Source organism: Mesorhizobium mediterraneum, assembly GCF_002284565.1.
GTDB lineage: Bacteria > Pseudomonadota > Alphaproteobacteria > Rhizobiales > Rhizobiaceae > Mesorhizobium > Mesorhizobium mediterraneum.
The window spans coordinates 136816-159230 of sequence record NZ_NPKI01000009.1 but is presented as its reverse complement, the minus strand read 5'-3'; the positions used below and the strand labels follow the sequence as shown (position 1 = coordinate 159230).

The 22415-nt window shown below is 64.3% G+C and carries 21 protein-coding genes and 1 riboswitch; of the genes, 8 read left to right on the top strand and 13 right to left on the bottom strand.

Annotated elements, in window-relative coordinates:
- Positions 1-9: 9 nt before the first annotated feature.
- The 12 genes from nuoK to CIT25_RS04910 form a co-directional block, all read right to left on the bottom strand.
- Positions 10-318, bottom strand: coding sequence for an NADH-quinone oxidoreductase subunit NuoK (gene nuoK / locus CIT25_RS04965; protein WP_095483443.1), 309 nt, complete (start codon positions 316-318; stop codon positions 10-12).
- 1 nt (position 319) lies between these two features.
- Positions 320-940 (bottom strand): NADH-quinone oxidoreductase subunit J, encoded by a 621-nt coding sequence (locus CIT25_RS04960; protein WP_095483442.1) that lies wholly within the window; start codon positions 938-940, stop codon positions 320-322.
- A gap of 232 nt (positions 941-1172) precedes the next feature.
- Positions 1173-1664, bottom strand: a complete 492-nt coding sequence (gene nuoI / locus CIT25_RS04955) for an NADH-quinone oxidoreductase subunit NuoI (RefSeq protein ID WP_095483441.1) — start codon at positions 1662-1664, stop codon at positions 1173-1175.
- Entirely contained in the window at positions 1664-2707 is a 1044-nt protein-coding gene (nuoH, locus tag CIT25_RS04950; protein ID WP_095483491.1) for an NADH-quinone oxidoreductase subunit NuoH, read from the bottom strand. Before nuoH ends, nuoI begins: the two co-directional genes overlap by 1 nt.
- Positions 2708-2709: 2 nt before the next feature.
- Positions 2710-4791 (bottom strand): NADH-quinone oxidoreductase subunit NuoG, encoded by a 2082-nt coding sequence (nuoG, locus tag CIT25_RS04945; protein WP_095483440.1) that lies wholly within the window; start codon positions 4789-4791, stop codon positions 2710-2712.
- A 74-nt stretch (positions 4792-4865) separates the two neighbouring features.
- Positions 4866-5567, bottom strand: coding sequence for an NADH-quinone oxidoreductase subunit E (locus tag CIT25_RS04940; protein WP_095483439.1), 702 nt, complete (start codon positions 5565-5567; stop codon positions 4866-4868).
- 128 nt (positions 5568-5695) lie between these two features.
- Complete coding sequence (nuoF, locus tag CIT25_RS04935; protein WP_095483438.1) at positions 5696-7000, bottom strand: NADH-quinone oxidoreductase subunit NuoF; 1305 nt, start codon at positions 6998-7000, stop codon at positions 5696-5698.
- A gap of 10 nt (positions 7001-7010) precedes the next feature.
- Positions 7011-8309, bottom strand: a complete 1299-nt coding sequence (locus CIT25_RS04930) for an NADH-quinone oxidoreductase subunit E (RefSeq protein ID WP_095483437.1) — start codon at positions 8307-8309, stop codon at positions 7011-7013.
- A complete protein-coding gene (locus tag CIT25_RS04925; RefSeq protein WP_095483436.1) occupies positions 8310-9500 on the bottom strand; it encodes an NADH-quinone oxidoreductase subunit D in 1191 nt (396 codons plus the stop codon).
- Entirely contained in the window at positions 9501-10103 is a 603-nt protein-coding gene (locus tag CIT25_RS04920) for an NADH-quinone oxidoreductase subunit C (protein WP_095483490.1), read from the bottom strand. It abuts the gene before it with no gap.
- 8 nt (positions 10104-10111) lie between these two features.
- Positions 10112-10693 carry a NuoB/complex I 20 kDa subunit family protein gene (locus tag CIT25_RS04915; protein ID WP_095483435.1) on the bottom strand — a complete coding sequence of 194 codons (582 nt, stop codon included), beginning with the start codon at positions 10691-10693 and terminating at the stop codon, positions 10112-10114.
- Complete coding sequence (locus CIT25_RS04910; protein WP_095483434.1) at positions 10684-11049, bottom strand: NADH-quinone oxidoreductase subunit A; 366 nt, start codon at positions 11047-11049, stop codon at positions 10684-10686. The genes CIT25_RS04915 and CIT25_RS04910 overlap by 10 nt, the downstream gene beginning before the upstream one ends.
- A 335-nt stretch (positions 11050-11384) precedes the next feature.
- On the opposite strand from CIT25_RS04910, the gene CIT25_RS04905 reads away from it, so the two are divergent.
- The 8 genes from CIT25_RS04905 (at position 11385) to CIT25_RS04870 (ending at position 21667) form a co-directional block, all read left to right on the top strand.
- A complete protein-coding gene (locus CIT25_RS04905; protein ID WP_095483433.1) occupies positions 11385-12584 on the top strand; it encodes a winged helix-turn-helix domain-containing protein in 1200 nt (399 codons plus the stop codon).
- Between the two features lie 29 nt (positions 12585-12613).
- A riboswitch (cobalamin riboswitch) is annotated at positions 12614-12817 on the top strand.
- Positions 12818-12855: 38 nt separating this feature from the next.
- Positions 12856-13290: a DUF1636 family protein gene (locus CIT25_RS04900; protein ID WP_095483432.1), complete on the top strand. Its 435-nt coding sequence runs from the start codon at positions 12856-12858 to the stop codon at positions 13288-13290.
- Positions 13287-14324, top strand: a complete 1038-nt coding sequence (gene cobW / locus CIT25_RS04895) for a cobalamin biosynthesis protein CobW (protein ID WP_095483431.1) — start codon at positions 13287-13289, stop codon at positions 14322-14324. The genes CIT25_RS04900 and cobW overlap by 4 nt, the downstream gene beginning before the upstream one ends.
- An 18-nt stretch (positions 14325-14342) precedes the next feature.
- Complete coding sequence (gene cobN / locus CIT25_RS04890) at positions 14343-18038, top strand: cobaltochelatase subunit CobN (protein ID WP_095483430.1); 3696 nt, start codon at positions 14343-14345, stop codon at positions 18036-18038.
- Positions 18035-19504 (top strand): precorrin-3B synthase, encoded by a 1470-nt coding sequence (gene cobG, locus CIT25_RS04885; RefSeq protein WP_095483429.1) that lies wholly within the window; start codon positions 18035-18037, stop codon positions 19502-19504. The genes cobN and cobG overlap by 4 nt, the downstream gene beginning before the upstream one ends.
- A gap of 2 nt (positions 19505-19506) precedes the next feature.
- Complete coding sequence (locus CIT25_RS04880) at positions 19507-20148, top strand: precorrin-8X methylmutase (RefSeq protein ID WP_095483489.1); 642 nt, start codon at positions 19507-19509, stop codon at positions 20146-20148.
- Positions 20145-20906 (top strand): precorrin-2 C(20)-methyltransferase, encoded by a 762-nt coding sequence (locus CIT25_RS04875; RefSeq protein WP_095483428.1) that lies wholly within the window; start codon positions 20145-20147, stop codon positions 20904-20906. The genes CIT25_RS04880 and CIT25_RS04875 overlap by 4 nt, the downstream gene beginning before the upstream one ends.
- Positions 20903-21667 carry a precorrin-3B C(17)-methyltransferase gene (locus CIT25_RS04870; protein ID WP_095483427.1) on the top strand — a complete coding sequence of 255 codons (765 nt, stop codon included), beginning with the start codon at positions 20903-20905 and terminating at the stop codon, positions 21665-21667. Before CIT25_RS04875 ends, CIT25_RS04870 begins: the two co-directional genes overlap by 4 nt.
- Here the strand turns inward: CIT25_RS04870 and CIT25_RS04865 are convergent.
- On the bottom strand, positions 21631-22395 hold the full coding sequence (locus CIT25_RS04865; protein WP_095483426.1) for a cobalt-precorrin-6A reductase: 765 nt from the start codon (positions 22393-22395) through the stop codon (positions 21631-21633). The genes CIT25_RS04870 and CIT25_RS04865 overlap by 37 nt on opposite strands.
- Positions 22396-22415 lie beyond the last annotated feature (20 nt).

The following is a 22415-nucleotide window of genomic DNA, read 5'->3' as shown; positions in this document are numbered from 1 at the left end:
TGGTTTCCGTCAACCCTTCATCATGTTCACGTCTTCGACCGCGATCGAACCGCGGTTGCGGAAGAAGACGACGAGAATGGCGAGGCCGATCGCGGCTTCAGCCGCTGCGACCGTCAGCACGAACAACGCGAATACCTGTCCGACGAGATCGCCGAGCGCTGCCGAGAAGGCGACGAAATTGATGTTGACCGCGAGCAGGATCAACTCGATCGACATCAGGATGACGATGATGTTCCTGCGGTTGAGGAAAATGCCGAACACGCCGAGCGTGAACAGGATTGCCGATACGGTCAGAAAGTGTGCGATGCCGACGGTCATCTCAGATTCCTTCGCCCGTCTTGACCTTGCGGATTTCCATTCCAGTCGCCGGCGTGCGGCCGACCTGGGCAGCGATCGACTGCCGCTTGACGCCCGGTTTATGGCGCAGCGTCAGCACGATGGCGCCGATCATGGCGACCAGCAGTATGAGGCCCGCAATTTGGAAGTAATAGAGGTAGTCGGTATAGAGGATGTCGCCGAGCGCTGCCGTGTTCGAGCGCGCGGCAAGGTCCGGAATGGGCTTTGAGACCGTCGCGGCCAGTTGCGGCGCGAACGTATAGCCGCCGAGCACGACGATCAGTTCCGCCGCCAGGATCAGCCCGACCAGCGCGCCGATCGGCGCGTATTGCAGGGCGCCTTCCTTCATTTCGGCGAAATCGACGTCGAGCATCATGACGACGAACAGGAACAGCACCATGACCGCGCCGACATAGACGACGAGCAGGATCATCGCCAGGAACTCGGCGCCGGTCAGCATGAACAGGCCGGCGGCGTTGAAGAAGGTCAGGATCAGGAACAGCACCGAATGCACGGGATTGCGCGCCGAAATGACCATGAACGCCGACGCCACCGCGACAAAGGCGAAGAGGTAGAAAAAGGCCGCCTCTAGTCCGTTCAGCATGGGTTCCCCCGGGTTTCTGTCCAAACAGGACGCTCGTCCTGTTCGATGTTTGCCACCGCCTCCGGTCGCAAGTTTCGTGTTCCTATCGCATGTTTCGATCGGGTTGAAAGACCCGGATCGAAAGAAAACATGCGACACTTTCAATTCCGGAGGAGGATCTTGTCCGAAAAGTCTGCAACTTTTCGGGATCATCCTCTGAACGAGGCCGCTCGCCCCGTCCATGCGTCAAATGTCAGCGGTACGGCGCATCCAGCGAGAGGTTGCGCGCCAGTTCGCGCTCCCAGCGGTCGCCATTGGCCAGCAGCTTATCCTTGTCGTAATAAAGTTCCTCGCGCGTCTCGGTCGCGAATTCGAAATTCGGCCCCTCGACAATGGCGTCGACCGGGCAGGCCTCCTGGCAGAAGCCGCAATAGATGCACTTCACCATATCGATGTCGTAGCGCACGGTGCGGCGCGTGCCGTCATTGCGGCGCGGGCCGGCCTCGATAGTGATGGCCTGCGCCGGGCAGATCGCCTCGCACAATTTGCAAGCGATGCAGCGTTCCTCGCCGTTCGGATAGCGGCGCAGCGCATGCTCGCCGCGGAAGCGCGGGCTCACCGGCCCCTTCTCGTGCGGATAGTTGATCGTTTCCTTCGGCGCGAAGAACTGGCGCATCGACAGGAAGAAGGCGCTGACGAAATCCTGCAGGAGCAGCGACTTGGCGGCTTGGGCTAGAGCGGACATCACGCAAACCCCGTGATCTTGAGAAACGCGGCGACAATCACCACCATCGCCAGCGAGATCGGCAGGAAGACCTTCCAGCCGAGCCGCATCAGCTGGTCGTAGCGGTAGCGCGGCACGAAGGCCTTGACCATCGAGATCATGAAGAACACCAGGCAGACCTTGAGCACGAACCAGATCAGACCCGGCACCCAGGTGAAGGGAGCGAAGTCGAAGGGCGGCAGCCAGCCGCCGAGGAACAGGATGGTGGCCAGCGCGCACATCAGCACGATGGCGACATATTCGCCGAGGAAGAACAGCAGGAACGGCGTCGACGAATATTCGACCATATGGCCGGCGACGAGTTCCGATTCGGCTTCCACAAGGTCGAAGGGCGGGCGGTTCGTCTCGGCCAGCGCCGAGATGAAGAAGATGACGAACATCGGGAACAGCGACAGCCAATGCCAGTCAAGGAAGGTGTTGGGCAGGCCAACCCGCGTCCCCAGCCCATCCTGCTGCGACAGCACGATATCGGACAGGTTGAGCGAGCCGACGCAAAGCAGCACGGTGACGATGACAAAGCCGATCGAGACTTCGTAGGACACCATCTGTGCCGCCGAGCGCAGCGCGCCGAGGAACGGATATTTCGAGTTGGACGCCCAGCCGCCCATGATCACGCCATAGACCTCGAGCGAGGAGATGGCGAAGACATAGAGGATGCCGACATTGACGTTGGCGATCGCCCAGCCCTCGTTGACCGGGATGACCGCCCAGGCCGAGATCGCCAGCACAGCCGACACCAGCGGCGCCAGGAGAAAAACGCCCTTGTTGGCGCCGGACGGAATCACCGGCTCCTTGAACACGAACTTCAGAAGGTCGGCGAAAGCCTGCAGCGTGCCCCATGGGCCGACGACGTTCGGGCCACGGCGCAACTGCACCGCCGCCCAGATTTTGCGGTCCGCGTACAGGATGTAGGCGACGAAGATCAACAGCACGACGATCAGCACGACCGACTTCAACAGGATGATCAGCGCCGGCAGCACGTAAAAGGAGAAGAAGGTGTCCATGCTTATTCCGCCGCCTGCCTGAAGCCGTTTTTCGCCAGCGCCGAGCATTCCGCCATCACGGCGGAAGCCCGCGCGATCGGGTTGGTCAGGTAGAAATCCTTGACCGGCGAGGTGAAGGTACCCTTGCTCAGCCGCCCGCCAAGCTTCGCCACCCCGGCGATATCATCGGCGTTGCCGGCCGCGACTTGATCGATGCGGGCCAGATGCGGGTATTCAGAATAGAGTTTTGCGCGAAGCTGCGGCAGCGAATCGAACGGCAGCTTCTTGCCCAGCACATCCGACAGCGCCCGCAGGATCGCCCAGTCCTCGCGCGCATCGCCTGGCGCGAAGCCGGCACGGTTGGTCTGCTGCACGCGGCCCTCGGTGTTGACGTAGGTGCCCGACTTTTCGGTATAGGCGGCGCCCGGCAGGATGACGTCGGCGCGGTGCGCGCCCTGGTCGCCATGCGTGCCGATATAGACGACGAAGGCGCCGCCGGTCTTGGCCATGTCGATCTCGTCGGCGCCGAGCAGGAACAGCACGTCCGTGTCGCCCAGCATGCCGGCGACGTTCTTGCCGCCCTCGCCCGGCACGAAGCCGACATCGAGACCGCCGACCCGGCCCGCGGCAGTGTGCAGCACCGCAAAGCCGTTCCAGTCGGCTCTCGAGGCATTGACGGCGATGGCAAGCTTGGCCGCCTGGCCGAGCACGGCCGCGCCATCCGAGCGCGCCAGCGCGCCTTGGCCGACTATGATCAGCGGGTGCGTCGCTTTCTTCAGCACCTGGAAGAACTTGCCATTGCCGTCGGCCAGATCCTTCAGCGATTCCGGTCCGGCGCCGCGCTGCTCGTAGTCGTAGCGCGTGTCGCCGACATCGCCGATGACGCCGACCGGTAGGTTGCCAACCCGCCAGCGCTTGCGGATGCGGGCGTTGAGCAAGGACGCCTCGAAGCGCGGATTGGCGCCGATGATCAGCACCGCGTCGGCCTGCTCGATGCCCTCGATGGTCGGGTTGAAGATATAGCTTGCCCGGCCGAGCGACGGATCGAGCGCCGCGCCATCCTGGCGGCAGTCGGTGTTCTTCGAGCCGAGCGAGGCCATCAGCAGCTTCAGCGCATAGATCTCCTCGACGGCGGCGAGATCGCCAGCAATGGCGCCGATCTTGTCGGGTGCAGCGTTCGACACCGCTTCCTTGATTGCGGAAAAAGCCTCGGCCCAGCTCGCCGGGGCCAGCTTGCCGTCCTTGCGTGCGTATGGCCGGTCGAGGCGCTGCGTGCGCAAGCCGTCCCAGATGAAACGGGTCTTGTCGGAAATCCACTCCTCGTTCACCGCCTCGTTGGTGCGCGGCAGGATGCGCATCACCTCGCGGCCTCTGGAATCGACGCGGATCGCCGAGCCGACGGCATCCATTACATCGATGGATTCGGTCTTGGTCAGCTCCCATGGCCGCGCCTGGAAGGCGTAGGGTTTGGAGGTCAGCGCACCGACCGGGCAAAGGTCGATGACGTTGCCCTGCAGTTCCGAGGTCATCGCGCTTTCGAGATAGGTGGTGATCTCGGCGTCCTCGCCGCGGCCGATCAGGCCGAGCTCGGAAATGCCGGCTATCTCCGTGGTGAAGCGGACGCAGCGCGTGCAATGGATGCAGCGGTTCATGATCGTCTTGACCAGCGGCCCGATATATTTGTCTTCGACCGCCCGCTTGTTCTCGTGATAGCGCGAGGAATCGACGCCGAACGCCATCGCCTGGTCTTGCAGGTCGCACTCGCCGCCCTGGTCGCAGATCGGGCAATCCAGCGGATGGTTGATCAGCAGGAATTCCATCACGCCTTCCCTGGCCTTCTTGACCATCGGCGTGTTGGTGAAGATTTCCGGCGTTTCGCCATTCGGGCCGGGGCGCAGGTCGCGCACGCCCATGGCACAGGATGCCTGCGGCTTGGGCGGCCCGCCCTTCACCTCGATCAGGCACATGCGGCAATTGCCGGCGATCGACAGCCGCTCATGGAAGCAGAAGCGCGGCACTTCCGCGCCGGCGTCCTCGGCCGCCTGCAGCAGCGTGTAGTGGTCGGGTACAGTAATCTCTTTCCCGTCGACCTTGAGCTTTGCCATGTCGTCTCAAACCCCTGCGGACGTTCCGCAATCTTTCTTTCCGGGCGCAGCCGAAACCGCGCGCGGTATTGAATTCAATGTTTGGCCTCGGCCAGCGCCGCCGCCTGGCCAAGCCAGTCGTCGCGATCGATGCGGCCGTTGAACGACAGATAATCGTCGACCCAGGCGATCTCTTCCGGCGTCCATGCCGCGATCTGGCCATATGTCCAGATGCCCAAGCCGTTCAGCACCTTCTCCAGCTTCGGCCCGATGCCCGATATCGCCTTGAGATCGGCCGGATTTGCCGGACGATCCATGGCCTTGGGCTGCTTGAAATCCTCCGGCATCAACCCGGTTGGCGCGGCACCCGCAACGGTGCTCGCATCCGCCACGTTCGGCGCATCGCCTGTGGCAGTTGCCGCTATATCGGTTACGTCCCTGGCGAAGGACTGCGCCTCGGCGATCAAGGTTTTCGTCGCCGCGCGCGCCTTGGTCGAAGAGTTCGTCCCTGTCTCTGAAAAGCGTTCGACCCTGGCCTCGAAATCGTCGACGATCGGTTGGAAGAGGCGCTGCGAGGCCTCGGCGGCACCCGAGAGCGCGCCCATCCACACCCCAAAGGCATGATTGGCAAGGCCGAAGCCGAGCGCCGACATCGCTGCCGCACCCGCGACAGGGTGCGCCAGGAGATTGACGGCGCTCGCCATCTCCTTCGGCATCATCCTGGTCAGGTCCTGGTTCATCTTCTCGAACGGGTCCAAATCTGGCATCAAATGATCGGGTCTCGAATGCAGCGACATTGGTGATCTCCTAGTCGTTTCTTCCGTTTGCCCCGAGCCTGTTTCCTCAAATCGGGCGTTTGCCCGTATTTCAAATCGGGCATTCGCCCGTATTTCAAATCGGGCGCTTGCCCGTATTTCGAACTTCTCTATTCCGCAGCCACCATCACCGGCTCTGCCCGGTGCGCATTGCGCGAAAACTCGTTGATACGCCGCTCCACCTCGCCGCGGAAATGCCGCATCAGGCCCTGGATCGGCCACGCCGCCGCATCGCCCAGCGCGCAGATCGTATGGCCCTCGACCTGCTTGGTCACGTCGAGCAGCATGTCGATCTCACGCTTCTGCGCCTCGCCGCGCACCAGCCGCTCCATCACCCGCCACATCCAGCCGGTGCCTTCGCGGCACGGCGTGCACTGGCCGCAGCTCTCGTGCTTGTAGAAGTAGGAAAGCCGCGCGATCGCCTTCACGATATCGGTCGATTTGTCCATGACGATGACAGCCGCCGTGCCAAGGCCCGATTTCAGGTCGCGCAGCGCATCGAAATCCATCGGCGCGTCGATGATCTGCTCCGCCGGCACCAGCGGCACCGAAGCGCCGCCCGGAATGACCGCCAGCAGATTGTCCCAGCCGCCGCGAATGCCGCCGCAATGCGTCTCGATCAGCTCGCGGAACGGGATCGACATCGCCTCTTCGACGGTGCACGGATTGTTGACGTGGCCGGAGATGCAGAACAGCTTTGTGCCGACATTGTTGGGCCGCCCGAAGGACGAGAACCAGGCCGCACCGCGGCGCAGGATGGTCGGCGCCACCGCGATGGACTCGACATTGTTGACCGTCGTCGGGCAGCCATAGAGGCCGACATTGGCCGGGAATGGCGGCTTCAGCCGCGGCTGGCCCTTCTTGCCTTCGAGGCTTTCGAGCAGCGCCGTTTCCTCGCCGCAGATATAGGCGCCGGCGCCATGGTGCATGTAGATGTCGAAGTCGTAGCCGGACGTGTTGTTCTTGCCGATCAGCTTGGCCTCATAGGCCTCGTCGATGGCGCGCTGCAGCGCCTCGCGCTCGCGGATGAACTCGCCGCGCACATAGATGTAGGCGGCGATCGCGCCCATGGCGAAGCCGGCAATCAGGCAGCCCTCGACCAGCGTGTGCGGGTCATGGCGCAATATATCGCGGTCCTTGCAGGTGCCGGGCTCGGATTCGTCGGCGTTGACGACAAGATAGCTCGGCCGGCCGTCGCTCTGCTTGGGCATGAACGACCATTTCAGCCCGGTCGGGAAGCCGGCGCCGCCGCGACCGCGCAAGCCTGATGCCTTCATCTCGTTGACGATCCAGTCGCGCCCCTTGGCGATGATGCCTGGCGTGTTGTCCCAGGCGCCGCGCGCCATTGCGCCGGCCAGCGACTTGTCGAAGCGGCCGTAGATGTTGTTGAAGATGCGGTCTCTGTCCTGAAGCATTGTTCGTTCCTCAGACCGGCTTCTTGCCGAAGACGCGGATATATTCGGCGACCCCGCCCTTGGCGAGCGCCTTGGCCTGCTTGACCCAGTCTTCGCGCTGAATGCGGCCGTGGAAGCTGAGATAGCCGTCGACCCATTCGCGCTCGGCCTTCTTCCAGGATGCGACTTGCGCATAAGTGAAGATGCCAAGCGAATGCAGGATGCCCTCGATCTTCGGGCCGACCCCCGAGATCAGCTTGAGGTCGTCGACCAGTGCCGGCTTTGCGATGCCGGCCGGACGGTTCTTGTCCTCGAGCGAAGGCTTGGCACGCTTGGCGGCTGCGCCGAGCTGTGCGCCCTTAGCGTCGGGCGCCTTGAAAGCGGCCGCTGGCTCAGCCTTGATTATGGGACCGCTACGCTGTTTCGAAACCTTTTCGACCTCCGGCGCGGCCTTGTTGGCGTTGGCCGCCGAATGCCGCGGTGCGGCGACGCTCGCCGCCTTTTCCGTCTCTGGTGCGACCTTTGTCGGCGAAGGCGATCTCAGCGCCGGGCTGGTTTCAGGCGCATCGGTCTTCGGCTTGCTGGCTTTCGATGGCGCAACGGGGGCAGCCAGTGCCTGCGCGACCGGAGCCGGCACCGCGGCGGCAGTCGACGCTGCACCTTGCGCGGCCTTGGCCGCCGCCTTGGCTTCCCTGTCGCGTGTCGTCTTCAGGATTGCCTTTTCGTTCTTCAGCGTCGTCAGACCGCTGATCGGCTCTGAGGTGATGCGGCCGTTCTGCGGCCCCGGCGTCACTGAGGCGCCCTTGCCGGCATCGTAGAGATCGATGATCTCGGCAAGCCGCTCCGGCGTCAGGTCCTCGAACGTGTCCTTGAAAATCATCACCATCGGCGCGTTGACGCAGGCGCCGAGGCATTCGACCTCTTCCCACGACAGCGTGCCCTTGTCGTTGGTGTGGAACTGATCGTGATGGATCTTCGAGCGGCACACATCCATCAGCGCTTCCGAGCCGCGCAGCATGCAGGGCGTGGTGCCGCAGACCTGGATATGCGCGCGGGTGCCGACCGGATTGAGCTGATACTGCGTGTAGAAAGTCGCGACTTCGAGCCCACGGATATAGGGCATATCGAGCATATCGGAGATCGTCTCGATCGCCGCCTTGGTCACCCAGCCTTCCTGCTCCTGCGCCAGCATCAGCAAGGGGATGATCGCCGACTGCTCGCGGCCCTTCGGATACTTCTTGATCCATTGCTTCGCCGCTGCCGCATTCGCCCGGTTGAAGGCAAAGGAGGCTGGCTGGAGGCTGGCTTCTGCGAGACGGCGGACTGACATTTATCGATCGACCTCACCAAACACGATGTCGAGGGAGCCGAGGACGGCGGTGACGTCGGCCAGCATGTGGCCACGGCACAAAAAGTCCATGGCTTGCAGATGCGCGAAGCCGGGCGCGCGCAGCTTGCAGCGATAGGGCTTGTTGGTGCCGTCCGAGACGAGATAGACGCCGAACTCGCCCTTCGGCGCTTCGACCGCCGCATAGACCTCGCCCGCCGGCACCCGGTAGCCTTCGGTGTAGAGCTTGAAGTGATGGATCAGCGCTTCCATCGAGCGCTTCATCGCCGCACGCTTCGGCGGCACCACCTTGCCGTCGAGGTTCGACACCGGCCCTGTGCCTTCCTTGCCGAGCAGCAAGTCGACGCACTGGCGCATGATTTTCGCCGACTGGCGCATCTCTTCCATGCGCACGAGGTAACGATCGTAGCAGTCGCCGTTCTTGCCGATCGGAATGTCAAAATCCATCTCGGCATAGCATTCATAGGGCTGCGACTTGCGCAGATCCCAGGCGACGCCGGATCCGCGCACCATGACGCCGGAAAAGCCCCAGGCCCAGGCATCGGCCAGCGAAACGGTGCCGATGTCGACATTGCGCTGCTTGAAGATGCGGTTGCCGGTCAGCAGTGCGTCGAGATCGTCGAGCGATTTCAGGAACGGATCGATCCACTTGCCGATATCTTCGACCAGCTTCTGCGGCAGGTCCTGGTGGACGCCGCCGGGCCGGAAATAGGCCGCATGCATGCGCGAGCCGCTGGCCCGCTCATAGAACACCATCAGCTTTTCGCGCTCGACGAAGCCCCACAGGGGCGGCGTCAGCGCACCGACATCCATCGCCTGCGTCGTCACATTGAGAATGTGCGACATGATGCGGCCGATCTCGCAATAGAGCACGCGGATCAGCTGGCCGCGCTTCGGCACCTCGATGCCAAGCAGACGCTCGGCGGCAAGCGCGAAGGCATGCTCCTGGTTCATCGGCGCGCAATAGTCGAGCCGGTCGAGATAAGGCACGGCCTGCAGGTAGGTTTTGGCTTCGATCAGCTTTTCAGTGCCGCGATGCAACAACCCGATATGCGGATCGACGCGATCGACGACTTCGCCATCGAGCTCCAGCACGAGGCGCAAAACGCCATGCGCCGCAGGATGTTGCGGGCCGAAATTGATGTTGAAGTTGCGAACGGAGGTTTCAGCCATTTACTGCTTTGCCTTCTCATCTCCCGGAAGCACGTAATCCGTACCTTCCCATGGAGACAGAAAATCGAAATTACGGAATTCCTGCTTGAGCTCGACTGGCTCGTAGATGACCCGCTTGGCTTCGTCGTCATAACGCACCTCGACGAAGCCGGTCAGCGGGAAATCCTTGCGCAGCGGATGACCCTCGAAGCCGTAATCGGTCAGAATCCGCCTGAGATCGGGATGGCCCGAAAACAGCACGCCATAGAGATCGTAGGTTTCGCGCTCGAACCAGTCGGCGCCGGGATAAACGCCGGTGATCGACGGCACCACGGTTTCCTCGTCGGCCTGGACCTTGATGCGGATGCGAATATTCTGCTTCGGCGACAGCAAGTGGTAGACGACGTCGAAGCGCTTGGCCCGCGACGGATAATCGGCGCCGCACACGTCGATGATCGAGATGAACTGGCAGTTTTTATCGTCGCGCAGGAAGGTCACCACCTCGATCAGATCATGCGGCTCGACAGAGATGGTGAGTTCGCCATAGGCAAACACCGCATTGCCGATCCGGCCGCTCAGCTTCTCGCCGAGATAGGTCGAGAGTTCGTTCAACGACAGGCTCATCATCCCGCTCACCGCTCGATCGTGCCGGTGCGACGGATCTTCTTTTGCAGCAGAAGGATGCCGTAGAGCAGCGCTTCCGCGCTCGGCGGACAGCCGGGCACGTAGATGTCGACCGGCACGACGCGGTCGCAGCCGCGCACAACCGAATAGGAATAGTGGTAATAGCCGCCGCCATTGGCGCAGGAGCCCATCGAGATGACGTAGCGCGGCTCCGGCATCTGGTCGTAGACCTTGCGCAGCGCCGGCGCCATCTTGTTGGTCAGCGTGCCGGCGACGATCATGATGTCGGACTGGCGCGGAGACGCGCGAGGAGCAACACCGAACCTCTCCGAGTCATAGCGCGGCATCGAGGTGTGGATCATCTCGACCGCGCAGCAGGCAAGACCGAAAGTCATGAACATCAGCGAGCCGCTGCGCGCCCAAGTGATCAGCGCCTCGGTCGAGGTGACGAGAAAACCCTTGTCGGCCAGCTCGTTGTTGATCTCGAGGAAGAAAGGATCACTCGCCCCCACCGGCTTTCCGGTGCTGGGGTCGAGAATGCCTTTTGGCTTCGGCGCGACGAGCGTGCCGGAATTGTCGCTCAATCCCATTCCAGCGCTCCTTTCTTCCATTCATAGGCAAAGCCGATGGTCAGCACCGCCAGAAACACCATCATCGACCAGAAACCGAGCATGCCGATCTGGCTGAAAGACACGGCCCACGGAAACAGGAAGGCCACTTCCAGATCGAAGATGATGAACAGGATCGACACCAGATAGAAGCGGATGTCGAACTTCATGCGGGCGTCGTCGAACGAGTTGAAACCGCATTCGTAGGCGGAAAGCTTTTCCGGATCGGGGTTGCGGTAGGCCACCAGGAAGGGTGCGGCAAGCAGCGCCACGCCGACGACCAGCGCCACGCCGATGAACAGGACGATGGGCAGGTACGAACTCAACAACGCGTTCATGCTGCGGCTTTCCGTTGGCGGCCAATCCACTCTGATTACAGCACCGGACCCACTTGCGGAAGCGTGACAGTTTAACCACTGAACCGTTTTAGGGGGCTCTATGCTGCAACGCGGCGAGGGTTAGCGCAGGCCTTTCGGCGAAGCAAGTCAAACCTTGTTCAAAACACGGTGCTGGACGGCATATCCGGATAAACTGGTCCGATCTGCTCCTGTTTGATTTCCTTCACTTTTTACTCCACTTTTCTCTCCTGACATAGATGCCGCCAAAACCCTGCTAGCATGGCGCGGAATCATCGCCCCAACCTTTGGTCGAACGCCAACAGAGTGCCGTCTGCATGAAGGAAAAAATCTCGCTCGCCATGGCCCGGCGCATCGCGCTTGCCGCACAGGGCTTTACCGATGTCAGGCCGAACGGCACGCCCAATCGCCGCCATCTGGCCCGCGTCCTTGCCCGCACCGGCCTGCTGCAGATCGATTCCGTCAGCGCAGTGGTGCGTGCCCACTATATGCCGCTCTATTCGCGGCTTGGCCCCTACCCGCTTGCGCTGCTCGACAACGCCGCCGTGACGCGCAAGCGCACGGTCTTCGAATACTGGGCGCATGAAGCCTCTTTTCTACCGGTCGAAACCTATCCGCTGATGCGCTGGCGCATGGAACGGGCCGAGCGCGGCGAGGAAATGTATAAAGGGCTGGCCAAGTGGGGGCGCGAACGCACCACTTACATTGAAGACATTTACCGCGAGGTCGTATCGCGCGGCCCGATCGCCGCATCGGCTCTCGAAGGCCAAAAGGGAAACGGCGGCTGGTGGGGCTGGAGCGACGCCAAGCACGCTTTTGAATGGCTGTTCTGGGCCGGCCGCATCACCACGGCATCACGTCGTGGCTTCGAGCGGCTTTATGATCTGCCGGAACGGGTGCTGCCGCCGGCAATACTCAGCTTGCCGGTGCCCTCCCCTGAGGATGCGCATCGCGAATTGCTGCGCATCTCCGCCCGCGCCCACGGCGTCGCGACAGCGGGCGACCTGCGCGACTATTTCCGACTTTCTCCGGCCGACATCAAAGGCCGCATCGAGGAGTTGGTCGAGGCAGGTGATCTTTTGCCGGTTCGCGTCGAAGGCTGGGACAAACCAGCCTATCTTCACAAGGAAGCCCGTTTTCCGCGCAAGATCGAGGCACGCGCACTGCTCGCCCCGTTCGATCCGGTCGTCTTCGAGCGGTCGCGTACGGAAAGGCTGTTCGACTTCCGCTATCGCATCGAGATCTACACCCCTGCCGAAAAGCGCCAATACGGCTATTATGTGCTGCCGTTCCTGCTCGGCGAAAGGATCGTGGCGCGCCTCGACCTCAAGGCCGACCGCCCCGCCGGCGTGCTGCGCGTCCATGCCGCCTATGCCGAGCCCGGCGCGCCGACGCAAACTGCCGATGAATTGTTCGAGGAGTTGAAGCTGATGCAGGGCTGGCTCGGCCTGGAACGCATCGAGGTGACGCCTGCGGGTGACCTGGGCCAACCCCTTGCCGACATTGCCGCCTCGTAGACGTGCGTTGACACGACTGCCTCCACAAGCCTAAATCCGGTCCAGACGGTCTCCTCTCGGCAAAGGGAGGAGCCAAGAGGGAATGCGGTGCGAAATTCCGATTTCAAATCCGCGGCTGTCCCCGCAACTGTAAGCGACGAGCCAAGGCCGAAAACCACTGGGACGGTCCCGGGAAGGCGGCACCAAGGCGATGACCCGCGAGCCAGGAGACCTGCCGTCTAGGACATAAGAATCCGATCGCCTGGCGGGTTTTCCGGGCAAGGAGCCTGATTTGGAACGCGACAGCAGTTTTTCGGCTGAGACAGCGGGCGTATTGTCCGGCGATTGTGATGCCTTGGCCGGCGTTACCGTGATCATCTGCGCCTCCTGCCGCAATGAGACCGGCTCCGATGGCCATCCCCGCGCCGGCGAACTGCTTGCTGAAGACACGCGCCGCGCCGCTTCAGGCGAAAATATCCGCATCCGCACCGTCGAATGCCTCGGCAACTGCAAGCGCCGGCTGAGCGCCGCGATCCTGCGCGACGGCTGCTGGAGCTATGTCTTCGGCGACCTGACCGCGACAAGCGGCGCCGATCTCGTCGCTGGCGCAAAGCTCTTCGCCACCTCGACCGACGGCCTCATTCCATGGCGCGGCCGCCCCGATTGCCTGAAGCGCGGCCTCGTCGCCCGCGTCCCTCCCCTCGACCTTTTGAAGGACCAGATATGACCGCTTCCGTCTCCCGCGTGCCCTGCACCGTCGTCACCGGCTTCCTCGGCGCCGGCAAGACGACGCTGATCCGCCATCTGCTCGAAAACGCCGGGGGCAAGCGGCTGGCCATCATAGTCAACGAGTTCGGCGACATCGGCATCGACGGCGAGATCCTCAAAGGCTGCGGCATCGACACCTGCCCCGAGGAAAACATCGTCGAGCTGGCCAATGGCTGCATCTGCTGCACCGTCGCCGATGATTTCGTCCCGGCGCTCGATCAGATCCTGTCGCTGACGCCGAGGGTCGACCATATCCTGATCGAAACCTCCGGCCTCGCTCTGCCCAAGCCGCTGGTCCAGGCCTTCCAGTGGCCGACGGTCAAGAGCCGGGTGACGGTCGACGGCGTCATCGCCGTCGTCGACGGACCGGCGCTGGCTGATGGCCGCGTTGCCAACGACATGGACGCCCTGCAGGCGCAGCGCGCGCAGGACGAGACGCTCGACCACGACGATCCGGTCGAGGAGGTGTTCGAGGACCAGCTGGCTTGCGCCGACCTGATCATATTGTCGAAGAGCGACCTGATGGACGCCGCCGGCTCGGCCCGCGCCAATGCCATCATCGGCGAGCACACCGCGCGCGCCGTCAAGATCGTGCCGACCTCGCAGGGCAAGGTCGATCCGTCTGTGCTGCTCGGCCTCGGCCTTGCCGTCGAGGACGACATCGAGAACCGCAAGACCCACCACGACGACGAGCTTGACCACGAGCACGACGATTTCGACTCGTTCGTCATCGACATTCCGTCGATCGCCAATCCCGATGAGCTGGCTTTGCGCGTCGCCACCGCGGCGGAGGAAGAAAACGTGCTGCGCGTGAAAGGGTTTGTCGAGGTTGGCGGCAAGCCGATGCGGCTGTTGCTGCAGGCCGTCGGTCCGCGCGTCAATCACTATTACGACCGCGCCTGGACCGCCGACGACGACCGCCGCTCGCGCCTCGTCGTCATCGGCCTGAAAGGGCTGAACCGCCCGGCAATCGAGCGTATCCTCGCCGGCTGACCTCAGGCACGAGCCGCGATGCACATCCTCACCACAACATCCGCCTCGCTCGACGATCTCGCCGAGCCTGTCGATCTCAGGCAGACGCCTGCGGATATCGTGGCGCTGTCCTTCACCGACAGCGATCTGGCCGGCTTGGCGGCGGCGTGGAAGGCGGACGCGGATCGCCTGCCGTCGATGCGGCTGGCGGCTCTACGCGATCTGCGCCATCCGATGTCCGTCGATCTCTGGATCGACAGCGTCGCCCGCCACGCGAAGGTTATTTTGGTTCGTATCCTCGGCGGTTACGACTGGTGGCGCTACGGCTGCGACCAGCTCGCCTCGACCGCCCGCGCGCGTGGCATAAAACTGGCGCTGCTGCCCGGCGAATGCCGCGACGAGGATCTGCGGCTGATCGAATGCTCGACGCTGCCGCGCGAAGAACTCGACGGCCTGCTCGACTATTTCCGCGAAGGCGGCCCCGCAAATATGACGGCGCTGGTGCATCGGCTGGCAAGTCTCGCCGGATCAGGTGTGGCGGTCGCTGAACCTGTCAGCGTGCCAAAAGCCGGCTACTATCAACCGGGACTGGGGGTCGTCGAGCGCGATGTCCCCCTCCCCCTCGAGGGGAGGGTCCGGCCGCAGGCCGGGGGTGGGGTCGCCTCTGACGCGCGCCAACAGAAAAAAACGTCGAGCACTGCCGCAACGACCCCACCCGGCCCTGCGGGCCACCCTCCCCTCGAGGGGGAGGGAGACGGCGCGCCCATCATCCCCATCCTGTTCTACCGTTCGATGCTGCTCGCCGCCGATGTGGCGCCGATCGACGCCCTTTTTGAAGCCCTGCGGCAGCGCAGCATGGCCCCCGTCCCCATCTTCGTCTCGAGCCTCAAGGACCCGGCATCGCTCGCCTTTGTCGAAACCACGCTGTCGACGCTGAAGCCTGCCGCCATCATCACCACCACGGCCTTCGCCTCCGGTGCCGAGCCCAGCGTCGAGACCCTGTTCGACCGCGCTGGCGTGCCGGTGTTCCAGGTCATCGTCGCAACGACACGCCGTGACATCTGGCAAAACAACCAGCGCGGCCTCGCCCCCGCCGACCTAGCCATGCATGTCGTGCTGCCCGAGCTCGACGGCCGCATCCTCGCCGGCGCCATTTCCTTCAAGGGCGAAAGCGAAACCGACCCGGCACTGGCTTTTCGCGCCTTCGCCAACCGGCCGGAGCCGGACCGCGTGGCGCAGGTGGCGAACCGTGTCGAAGCCTTCATCCGCCTGCAGCAGACGCCGCGCGGACAGCGCAAGCTCGCCATCCTGATTCCCGACTATCCGAGCGCCCCCGGCCGCACCGGCTACGCCGTCGGCCTCGACGTGCCGTCCAGCGTGCTGGCGATGCTGCATGACCTGAGCGAACAGGGCTATGCCGTTGAAGGGATTCCGCAAACCCCGCGTGAGTTGCTGGATGAGTTGGAGCGCGGTGGCGAAGGGTTGGGGCTGGAGGACTATCTGGCCTTCTCCACGGAATTGCCTGCAGAAGCGCGAAAGGCTGTAGAGGCGGCTTGGGGTCAACCGGCAACCGATCCGGTACCGGCCGAATCTCAACGTCGACCCTCTACGTTGCCCCCCTCTGTCCTGCCGGACATCTCCCCCACTTGGGGGGAAATTGCCCCTTCTCCGACAGTCTCACCCACGACCAACATTTCAGAAAGAGGCGGGACAGCAAAGCTGCCGATCTCCCCCCAAGTGGGGGAGATGTCCGGCAGGACAGAGGGGGGCGTGAAGGATCGCCAACGTCCACAACTGACCGTCGCCAAATTCCCCTTCCGCGCCGCCACCTTCGGCAACATCACTGTAGCCCTCGCCCCCGATCGCGGGCGTTCTGCCGATCGCCGCGCCGACTATCACGACCCGACATTGCCGCCGCGCCATGCGCTGATCGCCTTCGGTCTCTGGCTGCGCAAATCGCTCGGTATCCATGCCCTCGTCCATGTCGGCGCCCATGGCACGCTGGAATGGCTGCCCGGCAAGACCGTTGCGCTCAGCGAAACCTGTTTTCCTGAGATCGTCACCGGTCCCCTGCCCGTTATCTATCCCTTCATCGTTTCCAACCCGGGAGAGGCAGCACAGGCCAAGCGGCGCATTGCCGCCGTCACCCTCGGCCATTTGCCGCCGCCGCTGACCGGCGCCGGGCTCGATGAGAGCCAACACCAGCTTGAGCGGCTGGTCGACGAATATGCCCAGGCCGACGGGCTCGACCGCCGCCGCCGCGATCGCCTGGCGAAGTTGATCGTCGAAACCGCGCAAAAGACCGGCCTTGCTTCCGAGGCCGGCGTTGCCAAAACCGACGCGCCCGACGAAGCGCTGCGCCGCATCGACGCTTGGCTCTGCGACCTCAAGGATTTCGCCATCAAGGACGGCCTTCACATCTTTGGCCGCTCAGCCGAGGACGAGGCCGATCCGCAGCGTGAACAGAGTGCGGCGGCCGAGAAGGCCGCACTCCTCGCGGCCCTCGATGGCCGCCATGTCGCGGCCGGTCCGGCCGGTGCACCCGCGCGTGGCCGGCGCGATGTGCTGCCGACCGGCCGTAATCTGTTCACCGCCGATCCACGCACCATGCCGACGCCGACATCCTTCGATCTCGGCAGGGCGGCCTCCGACGAGGTCCTGCGCAGCTACATGCAATCGCATGGCGACTGGCCGCGCTCGCTGGTCATCGATCTCTGGGGCTCGGCCTCGCTGCGCACCGGCGGCGAGGAGATCGCGCAAGGCCTGGCGCTGATGGGCTGCCGGCCGCAATGGGATTCCGCCACCGGTCGCGTCACCGGCATCGAGGTGCTGCCGCCGGCCACGCTTGGCCGGCCACGCGTCGACGTCACCTGGCGCATATCGGGCCTGTTCCGCGACATGTTCCCGACCCAGATCGCGTTGATCGACGCTGCCGCCAACGCCGTCGCTACCCGCGACGAGGACGCGTCGGAGAACCCGCTCGCCGCAAGGACCCGCGCAGACGGGAAGATCAGCCCACGCATTTTCGGCACCTCGCCCGGCACCTACGGCGCCGGCGTCGAGGATTTGCTGTCGAGCGGCGACTGGGCCGCGCGCGAAGAAATCGGCCGCGCCTACCTCGACGCCACCTCGCATGCCTATGGCGGCGCAGAGGGCGAAGGGATTTCGGCGCCCGGCGCCTTCGAGGATCGTATCGCCGAGGCGGACCTTCTCGTCCATACCGGAGACGACCCCGGCCGCGACATCCTCGAAGGCTCCGCCGACGTCGCCTTCATCGGCGGTTTTTCGGCGGCGCTAGCCGCACTCGGCAAGAACGCCGATGTCATCGTGCTCGACACCACCGATCCGCAAAAGCCGAAGCCGCGCTCGGTTGGAGAAGCCGTGTCACGGGTCGTGCGGGCGCGCGCGGTCAACCCGCGCTTCATTGCCGGCCAGATGCGGCACGGGCCGCGCGGTGCCTCGGAATTCGCCGAGACGGTCGACCGTCTCGTCGGCTTTGCCGAGACCACCTATGCCATACCGGGCGCGCTGATCGAGGCCGTGCACGACGCCTATCTCGGCGACCCCATTGTCCGGGCGTTCATCCTGCGCGAGAATCCGGCGGCGGCGAAGGTCATCGCCGAGCGTTTGCTGTCGGCACGGCGGCGCGGTCTCTGGCATCCGCTGCGCAATTCCATCGATGACGATCTCGCCACACTGATCGCCGAGGCCCAGGCGCTGGGGGTGGCGGCATGAACGCCTTCTCCCGACGCGGCGCCTGCCCCGCTTTGTCGGCGCCGATGCAGACCGGTGACGGCCTTTTGGTGCGGCTCAACCCGGTCGCTGGAGGACTCTTGCCGAAAGCCTTGATCGGACTCGGTGAATCCGCCTTGCGGCACGGCAACGGCATCATGGAAGTGACCGCACGCGGCAGCCTGCAGATACGCGGCCTGACGCCGGCAAGCGCGCGGCTGCTGGCGGTGGAGGTCGATGCACTTGGCATTGCCGTGCGCACCGGCGTGCCGGTCGAGACCGGTCCACTGGCAGGGCTCGACACCAAGGAGATCGTCGATCCGCGCCCGCTGGCGGAGCGGATTCGGGCGGCAATTGATGAAGCTGGGCTGGCACAGCGCCTTGGCCCGAAGGTCTCGGTGATTGTCGACGGCGGCGGACGGCTGACAATGGATGCGGTTACCGCCGACGTGCGGCTCGTTGCAACGCGCACCAATGCGGGAATCAAGTGGCAGGTGGCTGTCGCGGGTGATGGGCAGAATGCGAAGCCGCTCGTTACGGTGGAAGACGATGCGGCGCGCGATATTGCAGTCGCGATGCTCAGGATGATCGCCGAAAAAGGCCGCGAAGCCCATGCACGGGATTTGACGGAAAGGCAGTTAATATCCCTCGCAAGCTGGCATTCCTTCGCGCCCCCCTCTGTCCTGCCGGACATCTCCCCCACTTGGGGGGAGATCGGCAGCTTCGCCGGCGGCTCCCCCTCGGCATCTTTGGCGATTGGCGAAAGCGGAGATGAGGGCGCAATCTCCCCCCAAGTGGGGGAGATGTCCGGCAAGACAGAGGGGGGCGCGAAGGAACGCCAGCCAATCGGAATTTTCGATCTGGCTGCCACCAGCATCGCCCTCGGCATCGGCCTGCCCTTCGGCAGCATGCCGGCAGAGAAGATCATCGACCTCTCGCAGAGCGCCCTCGCCCTTGGCGCAACCCAAATCCGCCTCGCGCCACAACGCGCGCTGCTTTTCCTCGGCCTCTCCCCGACCGCCTGCCACTCACTTCAGCACGCCGCCGCCACCCTAGGCTTCGTCACCAACCCCACCGATCCGCGCACCAGGATCGCCGCTTGCCCTGGAGCTCCGGCCTGTGCCTCCGGCCGGATCGCCACCCGCGATATCGCCGAGACCATCGCAGCGGAAGATGGTGACATCCTCGATTCCTCCTTCACGCTGCACATTTCCGGCTGCGCCAAGGGCTGCGCGCATCCCGGCCCGGCGGCGCTGACACTGGTCGGCGGCGAAAACGGGGCCGGACTTGTCGTGGACGGGACGGCGAAGGCCCTTCCCGCCGGATACAGGCCAGGCTATGACGCCGCGCGCGGCGTTGGCCGCATTGCGGCTGCGATCCGCGGCACACGACTTCGAGGTGAAACCGCCGCCATTTGCCTGGCAAGGCTTGGCGCGGCCGAAATCATCGAAACTTACCGACAGGAATGAGCATGCCCGCCCACATCGCCTACGACTATATCCATGACGGCACGGCGATCTATGAGCGCTCCTTCGCCATCATTCGTGCCGAGGCCGACCTATCGCGGTTTTCCAACGCCGAGGCCGATGTCGCCATTCGCATGATCCATGCCTGCGGACAGGTCGAGGCCAGCAGGCACTTCGTTTTTTCAGAGGATTTTGTAGCCGCCGCGCGCACGGCGCTGGCGGCCGGCGCGCCGATCTTCTGCGACGCCGAGATGGTCTCGCACGGTGTGACGCGCGCGCGGCTGCCGGCCGGCAACGAGGTGATCTGCACGCTGCGCGACCCGCAAACCTCCGACATCGCGAAAAGGATCGGCAACACCCGCTCGGCCGCGGCCATCGACCTGTGGGGCGAGCGCATGGCAGGTTCGGTCGTCGCCATCGGCAATGCGCCGACAGCACTTTTCTACCTGCTGGAAAGGCTGCGCGACGGCGCGCCGAAACCGGCTGTTATCATCGGCATGCCGGTCGGCTTTGTCGGTGCTGCCGAATCGAAGGACGCGCTGGCCGAGAATTCCTATGGCGTGCCCTACGCGATCGTGCGCGGCAGATTGGGCGGCAGCGCCATGACCGCCGCAGCACTCAACGCACTGGCGAGGCCGGGTCTGTGAACGCGATTGCAAAAGGTAGGCTCATTGGCGTCGGCACCGGTCCCGGCGACCCCGAGCTACTGACGCTCAAGGCCGTGCGCGCGCTGGCCGAGGCCGACGTGGTCGCGCATTTCGCCAAGCGCGGCAACAACAGCAATGCGCGTGCCATCGTCGGCGCCCATTTTCGTCCTGATTTGATTGAATTGCCGCTGCTCTATCCCGTGACCACCGAAATCGACAAGGAGCACAGCGATTACCGGTCACAGATAGCGGATTTCTACGAAGAGTCGGCCGAAAGAGTCGCCGAGCACCTCAGCGCCGGCAGAATGGTCGCGGTGCTTTCGGAAGGCGACCCGCTTTTCTACGGCTCCTACATGCACCTCCACGTCAGGCTGGCGCATCGCTTTCCGACCGAAGTCATTCCCGGCGTGACCGCCATGTCCGGTTGCTGGTCGGCGACGGGTCTGCCGATCGTGCAGGGCGACGACGTGCTGACCGTGTTGCCGGGCACAATGAGCGAATTCGAGCTGACCCGCCGCCTCGCCGACACCGATGCCGCCGTCATTATGAAGGTCGGCCGCAACCTGCCCAAGATCAGACGCGCGCTGGAAGCGACCGACAAGCTGGCGCGTGCCGTCTATGTCGAGCGCGGCACCATGTCGGGCGGCGTCTCGATGCGGCTGGCCGACAAGCAGGACGACAAGGCGCCCTACTTCGCCATCGTGCTGGTCGCCGGCTGGTCCGGCCGCCCTGAAGCGTTGGTGGAGTCCGGGGCATGAGCGGCCGCCTGACCGTCATCGGCCTTGGGCCCGGCAATGCCGACCAGGTGACGCCGGAAGCGAGCCGCGCCGTCGCCGAGGCAAAATTCTTTTATGGCTATAAGCCTTATCTCGACCGGCTCGATCTGCGCCCCGACCAGACTCGCGTCGCCTCGGACAATCGCGAAGAGCTGTCCCGCGCCAAGGACGCGCTGGCGATGACCGCGCAGGGTCACGATGTCGCCGTCGTCTCGGGCGGCGACCCTGGCGTCTTTGCCATGGCGGCCGCCGTCTGCGAGGCGATCGAGGCCGGACCGGCCGAATGGCGTGCCGTCGATGTCGCAATGCTGCCCGGCATCACCGCCATGCTTGCGGTAGCTGCGCGCATTGGCGCGCCGCTCGGCCATGATTTCTGCGCCATCTCGCTGTCCGACAATCTGAAGCCCTGGGACCTGATCGAGCTGCGCCTGCTGGCGGCGGCCGGCGCCGGTTTCGTCATCGCGCTCTACAATCCAATCAGCAAGGCGCGCCCCTGGCAGCTTGGCCGCGCCTTCGAATGCCTCACAGCGATCCTGCCCGGCACCACGCCGGTGATCTTCGGCCGTGCCGCCGGCCGTCCCGACGAGCGCATCGAGGTTTTTCTGCTGGCCGACGCCGATGCGGAAAAGGCCGATATGGCGACCTGCATCATCATCGGCTCGCCTGAGACCAGGATCATCAAGCGCGGCGAAAAGCCGGCGCTGGTCTACACGCCGCGATCGGCAGCGGGCCCAAGAAAATGATTGACCATCGCGGCAAGAGCTTCGACGGTCTCAGCCGACGTAACGTCCGGCAGCGCCGGCCTACGGATCATGACCACCTCGATGCCAAGCGCCCGCGCCGCCGCGATCTTGCCGTAGGTCGCCTCGCCGCCACTGTTCTTGGACACGACGACATCGATGTGGTGGTCGCGAAGCAGCGCCTGTTCGTCCGCTTCCCGGAACGGGCCGCGCGCCAGGAGATAGGTCGCATCGGGCACAGCAAGCCTCGGCTCGACTGGATCGACGCTGCGGATAAGATAGTGATGCTGGGGCGCTGCCTCGAAGGCGGCGACCTCCTGCCGCCCGAGCGCCAGGAAGGCACGGCGCGGTACAGCGCCCAGCACCTTCACCGCGTCGGTTACTCCATCGACCAGCGTCCAGCGGTCGCCTTCGGCTGGCTCCCAGCCTGGGCGCCAGAGCGCAATGATCGGCACACTGGCCTCATGCGCCGCTTCCGCCGCATTGGCGGAGATCTGCGCCGCATAGGGATGCGTGGCGTCGATCAGCAGGCCGACGTCGGTCTCGCGGAGATACGCCGCCAGCCCATCGGCGCCGCCGAAACCACCCACCCTCGTCGGAACGCCTTGCGCCACCGGGCTTTCAGTGCGGCCGGCCAGCGACAGCGTGAGCGACACATCCGGGCGCGCGGCCAGCTTTCCCGCCAGTTGCCGGGCTTCGGTAGTTCCGCCGAGGATCAGAATGCGCTTCATTGGCACCACAATGGGCGACG

Bases quoted from the DNA above. Each gene is read 5' to 3' on its own strand.
- nuoK (WP_095483443.1), bottom strand. From the start codon at position 318: ATGACCGTCGGCATCGCACACTTTCTGACCGTATCGGCAATCCTGTTC.
- CIT25_RS04960 (WP_095483442.1), bottom strand. From the start codon at position 940: ATGCTGAACGGACTAGAGGCGGCCTTTTTCTACCTCTTCGCCTTTGTC.
- nuoI (WP_095483441.1), bottom strand. From the start codon at position 1,664: ATGTCCGCTCTAGCCCAAGCCGCCAAGTCGCTGCTCCTGCAGGATTTC.
- nuoH (WP_095483491.1), bottom strand. From the start codon at position 2,707: ATGGACACCTTCTTCTCCTTTTACGTGCTGCCGGCGCTGATCATCCTG.
- nuoG (WP_095483440.1), bottom strand. From the start codon at position 4,791: ATGGCAAAGCTCAAGGTCGACGGGAAAGAGATTACTGTACCCGACCAC.
- CIT25_RS04940 (WP_095483439.1), bottom strand. From the start codon at position 5,567: ATGTCGCTGCATTCGAGACCCGATCATTTGATGCCAGATTTGGACCCG.
- nuoF (WP_095483438.1), bottom strand. From the start codon at position 7,000: ATGCTTCAGGACAGAGACCGCATCTTCAACAACATCTACGGCCGCTTC.
- CIT25_RS04930 (WP_095483437.1), bottom strand. From the start codon at position 8,309: ATGTCAGTCCGCCGTCTCGCAGAAGCCAGCCTCCAGCCAGCCTCCTTT.
- CIT25_RS04925 (WP_095483436.1), bottom strand. From the start codon at position 9,500: ATGGCTGAAACCTCCGTTCGCAACTTCAACATCAATTTCGGCCCGCAA.
- CIT25_RS04920 (WP_095483490.1), bottom strand. From the start codon at position 10,103: ATGAGCCTGTCGTTGAACGAACTCTCGACCTATCTCGGCGAGAAGCTG.
- CIT25_RS04915 (WP_095483435.1), bottom strand. From the start codon at position 10,693: ATGGGATTGAGCGACAATTCCGGCACGCTCGTCGCGCCGAAGCCAAAA.
- CIT25_RS04910 (WP_095483434.1), bottom strand. From the start codon at position 11,049: ATGAACGCGTTGTTGAGTTCGTACCTGCCCATCGTCCTGTTCATCGGC.
- CIT25_RS04905 (WP_095483433.1), top strand. From the start codon at position 11,385: ATGAAGGAAAAAATCTCGCTCGCCATGGCCCGGCGCATCGCGCTTGCC.
- cobW (WP_095483431.1), top strand. From the start codon at position 13,287: ATGACCGCTTCCGTCTCCCGCGTGCCCTGCACCGTCGTCACCGGCTTC.
- cobN (WP_095483430.1), top strand. From the start codon at position 14,343: ATGCACATCCTCACCACAACATCCGCCTCGCTCGACGATCTCGCCGAG.
- cobG (WP_095483429.1), top strand. From the start codon at position 18,035: ATGAACGCCTTCTCCCGACGCGGCGCCTGCCCCGCTTTGTCGGCGCCG.
- CIT25_RS04880 (WP_095483489.1), top strand. From the start codon at position 19,507: ATGCCCGCCCACATCGCCTACGACTATATCCATGACGGCACGGCGATC.
- CIT25_RS04870 (WP_095483427.1), top strand. From the start codon at position 20,903: ATGAGCGGCCGCCTGACCGTCATCGGCCTTGGGCCCGGCAATGCCGAC.
- CIT25_RS04865 (WP_095483426.1), bottom strand. From the start codon at position 22,395: ATGAAGCGCATTCTGATCCTCGGCGGAACTACCGAAGCCCGGCAACTG.